General features: G+C 41.8%; 4 protein-coding genes. All 4 read right to left on the bottom strand.

Features of this window, described 5'->3' with window-relative positions:
* Positions 1-596: 596 nt before the first annotated feature.
* The 4 genes from dnaK to J7K40_10840 all read right to left on the bottom strand — a co-directional run bounded on the left by dnaK (position 597) and on the right by J7K40_10840 (position 6,264).
* Positions 597-2,534, bottom strand: a complete 1,938-nt coding sequence (dnaK, locus tag J7K40_10825) for a molecular chaperone DnaK (GenBank protein ID MCD6162891.1) — start codon at positions 2,532-2,534, stop codon at positions 597-599.
* A gap of 244 nt (positions 2,535-2,778) precedes the next feature.
* Positions 2,779-3,354: a hypothetical protein gene (locus J7K40_10830; protein ID MCD6162892.1), complete on the bottom strand. Its 576-nt coding sequence runs from the start codon at positions 3,352-3,354 to the stop codon at positions 2,779-2,781.
* Between the two features lie 113 nt (positions 3,355-3,467).
* Entirely contained in the window at positions 3,468-5,771 is a 2,304-nt protein-coding gene (locus J7K40_10835; protein ID MCD6162893.1) for a T9SS type A sorting domain-containing protein, read from the bottom strand.
* A gap of 52 nt (positions 5,772-5,823) precedes the next feature.
* On the bottom strand, positions 5,824-6,264 hold the full coding sequence (locus tag J7K40_10840) for a hypothetical protein (protein ID MCD6162894.1): 441 nt from the start codon (positions 6,262-6,264) through the stop codon (positions 5,824-5,826).
* Positions 6,265-6,319: the final 55 nt, after the last annotated feature.

Consider the following 6,319-nt stretch of genomic DNA (forward strand, 5'->3'; position numbering starts at 1 on the left):
TCCGAAAGAATATCATACTTCTACCTAATTTGCAAGCATTAAGTGAACAGTATTGCTGCTAATCCGGATTATTTATAAATTCCAGCATAAGATACTGCAATTTGCCATAATATTTATGACCAATTCGGGCTAATAGCTAATCGTAAAACATTCAGGTGTCAGGATTTCGTCCGCCTGAGGTCTCATTAATTATAAATTTAATCTGCCATAGGCGGATTTTTCCACCAGAGTTGTCGGAAGTAACTTCCGACAACACAATAAAAAAGCAGGCGTTAGTATGTCGTCAGCCTAAGGTGGATTCCATCCCAACACATAAAATAAATTGGCAGGGGTCGAGGACTCCCGCCCTACTGAATTCTAATTTTCACTGGCATGACCGGCCTGCAAAATTTGAAAAGCATTTAAATATTACCACTTTCAAAGAAAGTGGTTTTTAAAATCGGAATAAAAAGCTTTTTGCAAAAATAATTATTTATAGCACAGTAGGCCAAAACCCTCCCCGTGGTTTTGACTATTAAAGTTGGCGCACCGGGACGTACGCCAACCACATATTACTACCCTTAAAAAAAATGGTTTTCTAAATCGGAATAAAGATATTATTTATCTTTATCATCAACTACTTCGAAATCAGCATCAACAGCGCCATCGCCTTTATCCTTGGTATCCTCTTTAGCATCATCGGAGGCGGCGGCCTGTTCGGCGGTTTGCTGTTCGGCGCCAGCCTCAGCCGATTCGGCGGCGGTTTTTTTGTATATCTCCTCCGCCAGTTTATGCGATGCCGACATTACTTCCTCGACCGCTTTGTTGATAGCCTCAACATCGTCTGATTTCAAAACCTCTTTGCAGCTGTTTACAGCCTGTTCGATTTTCTGTTTATCGTCATCTGAAATTTTATCGCCATATTCTTTAAGCGATTTTTCGGTGGAATAAATCATCGAATCGGCTTTGTTTCTTGCCTCCACTAATTCACGATGCTTTTTATCTTCTTCGCCGTGAATTTCGGCGTCTTTTTTCATTTTGTCGACTTCAGCATCGGATAAACCGGATGATGATTCAATCTTGATTGATTGTTCCTTGCCAGTGCCTAAATCCTTAGCGGATACGTTCAAGATGCCGTTAGCGTCAATATCAAAAGTTACTTCGACTTGCGGAATGCCCCTCGGCGCCGGCGGAATGCCAACCAGCTCGAACCGTCCCAGCGTGCGGTTATGAACCGCTAAACCGCGTTCGCCCTGAAGGACATGAATGCTGACAGCCGGCTGGTTGTCGGCAGCGGTCGAGAATATTTGAGTCTTTTTCGTGGGGATTGTCGTATTGCGATCTATCAGCTTGGTGAAAACGCCGCCCAGCGTCTCAATACCCAGCGATAATGGCGTAACATCCAGAAGAAGCACATCTTTAACATCACCGGCAATAATGCCAGCCTGAATAGCCGCTCCGATAGCGACTACTTCATCAGGATTAACTCCCTTGTGCGGGTCGCGCTTAAATATCTCCTTAACAACCTCCTGAACCTTGGGCATGCGAATCATGCCGCCAACTAAAATAACCTCATTGATATCCTCAGGAGATAGTTTCGCATCCGCTAAAGCCTGACGGCATGGCTCGGCAGTGCGCTGAATCAAATCATCGCATAGCTGTTCCAATTTGGCGCGCGTAAGCGTCAAATCGAGATGCTTGGGACCTGCCTGGTCGGCTGTTATGAATGGCAAATTGATATTAGTCTGCATAGTGGATGACAGTTCGCATTTCGCTTTTTCGGCAGCTTCTTTCAGACGTTGAAGCGCCATTCTGTCATCGCGAAGGTCGATGCCCTGTTCCTTTTTGAACTCATCAGCCAGATAGTCAATTATGCGCTGGTCGAAATCATCGCCGCCGAGATGCGTATCGCCATTGGTGGAGCAGACCTCGAATACTCCCTCGCCGAGTTCTAAGATTGAAACATCAAAAGTGCCGCCGCCGAGGTCGTAAACGGCAATTTTCTGATCCTTTTTCTTCTCGAGGCCGTACGCTAAGGAAGCCGCGGTAGGCTCGTTGATAATTCTTAATACTTCCAGACCGGCAATCTCGCCGGCATCTTTTGTTGCCTGACGTTGGCTGTCATTGAAATATGCCGGCACCGTAACTACAGCCTTGGTAACTTCTTCGCCAAGGTAATCCTCAGCGGCTTTTTTCATGAACTGCAAAATCATCGCTGATATTTCAGGCGGGGCATATTCCTTGCCCTGCGCCTCAACCCTGATATCACTTGGCGCCTTGATGATTTTATAGGGGACAAGTTTTTCCTCAGAGGATACTTCATCATAACGGCGTCCCATGAAGCGCTTGATAGAAAATATCGTATTTTCGGGGTTGGTGATAGCCTGTCGTTTAGCTGTTTGGCCAACCAATCGTTCGCCGGTTTTGGTAAATGCCACCGTCGATGGTGTAGTTCGAGCACCATCGGGATTGGGGATAACCTTAGCCTCGCCGGCTTCCATAACGGCAACACAGGAATTTGTAGTGCCGAGATCGATACCTATTACTTTTGCCATTTTATTTTAACTCCTTTAAAGTCATTGCAATTCTTTCATCACAAGGAATTTATATAATATATTTTATAAGAAAACGCAAGTGGACATAAAGAAAATTTCCGAAGCGGCAGGAAAGGGTTCCTGCCGCCGCTATAAAACTATTCGATATTCAAATGTAAAATCCGCGTTCAATAAAAAAAGTGCCAGGCTTCTGAATTTGCCGAAGCCTGACACAACTTGAGATAAGGAAATGAAATTACATATTTTAGAACCAATCAAGGTCATGAAGTTCAGGAACTTCCTGTTTCAATTCATTATAAATATATTCTAATTCATCGGCTATTTCTTCGATAGCCTCCGCTTGTTCCTCCAGTAATTCAGCCTGCTCTTCAAATTCTTCCGCTTCAATTTCAAGCTCTCTTTCAATATCATCGAAATCGTAATCTGAAAAGACTGCCCTGAAAACACTGCCAACTGCCTTCAATCCAAGCGCCGCCCCGCTTAAACCTATTTTAGCTCCTCTTTCTCCTATTTGCCCGGCGTATTCGGTTAGCTCCATAGTCTGATTATAAAATTCTTCTATCAATTCTTTCTGGTCATCATCGGTTTTGATATGTTTGCCGTTAATATACAGTTCATAATCTGAGGTGATTTTTATCCTGTTATAATCGCAATTATCAAAACAAATAGTGATAACATCGTCATCTATATTTGTAAAAACATTGCTATCATCGAGATAAACTTCATTAGAATAAGAGTGAGACCAGCATTCCCTGTCGGCGGCATTCAGGCAGGGGATTATCATAATAACAGTTATTAAAATTATTATATAAGTCCTCATGTTGTGGTCTCCTCTTTATATTGTTTTCCGTTTTCAAGCATTTAGCTGGGATACGAAAAATATTGAAGTTTGTTTCAAATATTTAGCTGAAAGCTAAGAGCAATTACAATATGTCACTTCAGAAGCATCATTTTTTGAATATCCGAATTTCCATCGGCAGTGAGCTTATAAAAATAGATGCCTGATGCAGCGCTTTCAGCATTCCATACAACTTGATGCCAGCCAGCCGTCTGTTTGATATTAACAAGCGTTTCCACCTGGCGGCCAAGGATGTCGTAGATGTCGATGGCTACATCAGTCGGTAGTTGAAGGTTATAGCTGATAGTAGTTCGCGCATTGAAGGGGTTGGGGTAATTAGACAAGCTAATTCCAAGCGGCAATATATTGTCATCGACCGCTATGCCTGTTGGCGTGCGGGTGATAGACCAAACGGATCTCATTGCAGTTGCAAGGTAAAGTTTGGTCGTATCACCGGGAGCAAACATCATCTCACCAACTCCGCAAGTAGAGTCAAGACCAGCATTGAATAATTCCCAGTTCTGACCGCCATTATGAGATTGACAAACACCAATATTATTTGAAGAGATAAACATATTTTGCGGATTTAATGGATTTATAGAAATACCAGAAACAACAAAATGATAAGGCGCTGACGGCAGCGGCATGTCATTATTAATATTATTCCAGCTTTCGCCGCTATCGGTTGATTCGAATAAACCTAAATAGTAGCTGCTTACATAAATATGATCGGCATCAGATGGATGGAATTCGATATCCTGAATAAATTCACCTTCCGATATTTCGGGCAGATCATCGGCTTGATGCCATGTTTCACCCCTATCATGAGAGATAAAAACCCTGTTAATTGCGTCGCCAACCGCTATTGTATTGGGGTCGGTTGGCGCAACCTCTACTACGGTATACCACATGTTTACCGGAATGTCATATGTGTACAGAGTCCAGCTTTCCCCAAAATCATCCGAGAAGTACAAACCTTGATCGGAGGTTAGGAAAAATCTTCGGGCCTCCTCATTATAACTCGAAATTGCAATATCAATATAAAATCTATCATTGGGCAAACCACTATTGAAAAATTCCCAACTCTCGCCATTATTCAATGTACGATAGAAACCGGAAGCACCTTGCGGCGGATAAGTAGTCGACCCTGTAGCGATATATATATTATCGGGATAATACTCATCAAACTCAACAGTAAGAGCTTTATGCTCTATAGGATATCCAATATCAATATAGTCCCATGTCTGACCGCAATCAGGGGAACTATAGATGCCATTTCGCGCGGCAACGATTGTGAAATCAGGATTAAAGTTACTCACTGCTAAATCCCAAGTTTCCACACAATTGATATTCGAGCTTATTTTTAACCAAGTTTCTCCATCATCCGTGCTTTTGTAAATACCGTCATGATAAGTGCCCAGATATAGAATCCCATTTGTAGTGTCTAATTCCATTGAAGCAGTTTGAACAACTTTTAAACCATTATTAATACTTCGCCATGTCTCACCGCCATCAGAGCTTTTTAATACACCATCTTCTGCCGTGCAGATTATAATAGTATTGCGATCAGATGGTAAAACTTTTACAGCTTTTATTGCCGGAGTATTAAGACCTGTTGGCGTTATATCAATCCATGATTGCCCGCCATTATAAGATTTAGCCAAACAATCCCCATTCCCCTCGTAATTCGCGTACGAAAAATACAGAATCTCGGAATCGACAGGATCTACTTCAATGCAGGTACCGAAACCGGAAGAGTCTATATTATTTTGAATATTATTCCAGGTTTCTCCTCGGTCATCGCTTTTCCAGATACCCAAGCCATGACCCAAACCACCTGCAGCCCAATAAATATTATCGGGATTGTTATAATCTACAGTTATGTACTTAGTTCCAATATACTGGGGCATATCAGGTCTTAGCCAGTTTTGCCCACCATCTGTAGACATCCACGCTATTATTGGTCCTCCGGTAAAAATCAGATTAGGATCGGTAGGATGAATCAGTAATGCCCTGTATTCTCTATCCCGGCTTTCTGGCGGCGAAAATTGAACCCAGTTTTCACCGTCATCGGAGCTTTTAAAAATACCGGTTACAGACGCGGCATAAACCGTATCGGGCACAAATGGGTGAAAGGTGATTATGCGCATACAGGAGAACAAACCGCCGTTATCAAGATGATGCCAGTTTTCGCCGCCATCGATGGTTTTGTATACACCATTTACGATTGTACCAAGATATACAGTATGCGGACTGAAAGGTTTAATGGCTATTGTTTTAACACTGCCGCCTGATGGTCCGTTGGTAGCCCATTGGTTTTCATCAGCGAAAACCGAAGACAATAAAATTCCTACAACTAATAATGCCAAAATATTTAGAGTAATGCTTTTATTACACATTGTAATATTCTCCCAAAAATAGCCCCCCTTAATTATTACAAACTAATCAGTATCAGCTTCCGCCTCCTGCTGCATATCTAACGCTGGGTTTTATTCGTGTAAAGTATCCAGGTGACCCAGTTCGAGTAAGCCTTAATTCATGGTCTGAACTTGGACCAACATATATCCACTGACCGGAATTACATTTATTGTCTGTGTTTGGGGCATAATCTTCAGAACTAAAGTTTTCAATGAGAGATGCGCCAACAAGATTTAAAATTAAATGTGAACTACTAAATGTCTTTGATGTTCGATGAAATTCCATCCACCAATAAACATAGTTATCGCAAGGGTCATATGAGCCTGTAGTACATAATGGGTTACTACCGCTGTCATTTGCGGCATAACAATATTCATAACTTGAACACTGAGCAAAAGCATTACTATTAAAACCAATTACCAGAAACACTACTAAGCATAACCCTACTAAAGCTATATTTTGAATATTCTTCATTTTTTCCATCCTTTTGTTAATTAACTTATAACTTATCTTTAAGCTTAAATGTTAG

Source organism: Candidatus Zixiibacteriota bacterium, assembly GCA_021159005.1.
Taxonomy (GTDB): domain Bacteria; phylum Zixibacteria; class MSB-5A5; order UBA10806; family 4484-95; genus JAGGSN01.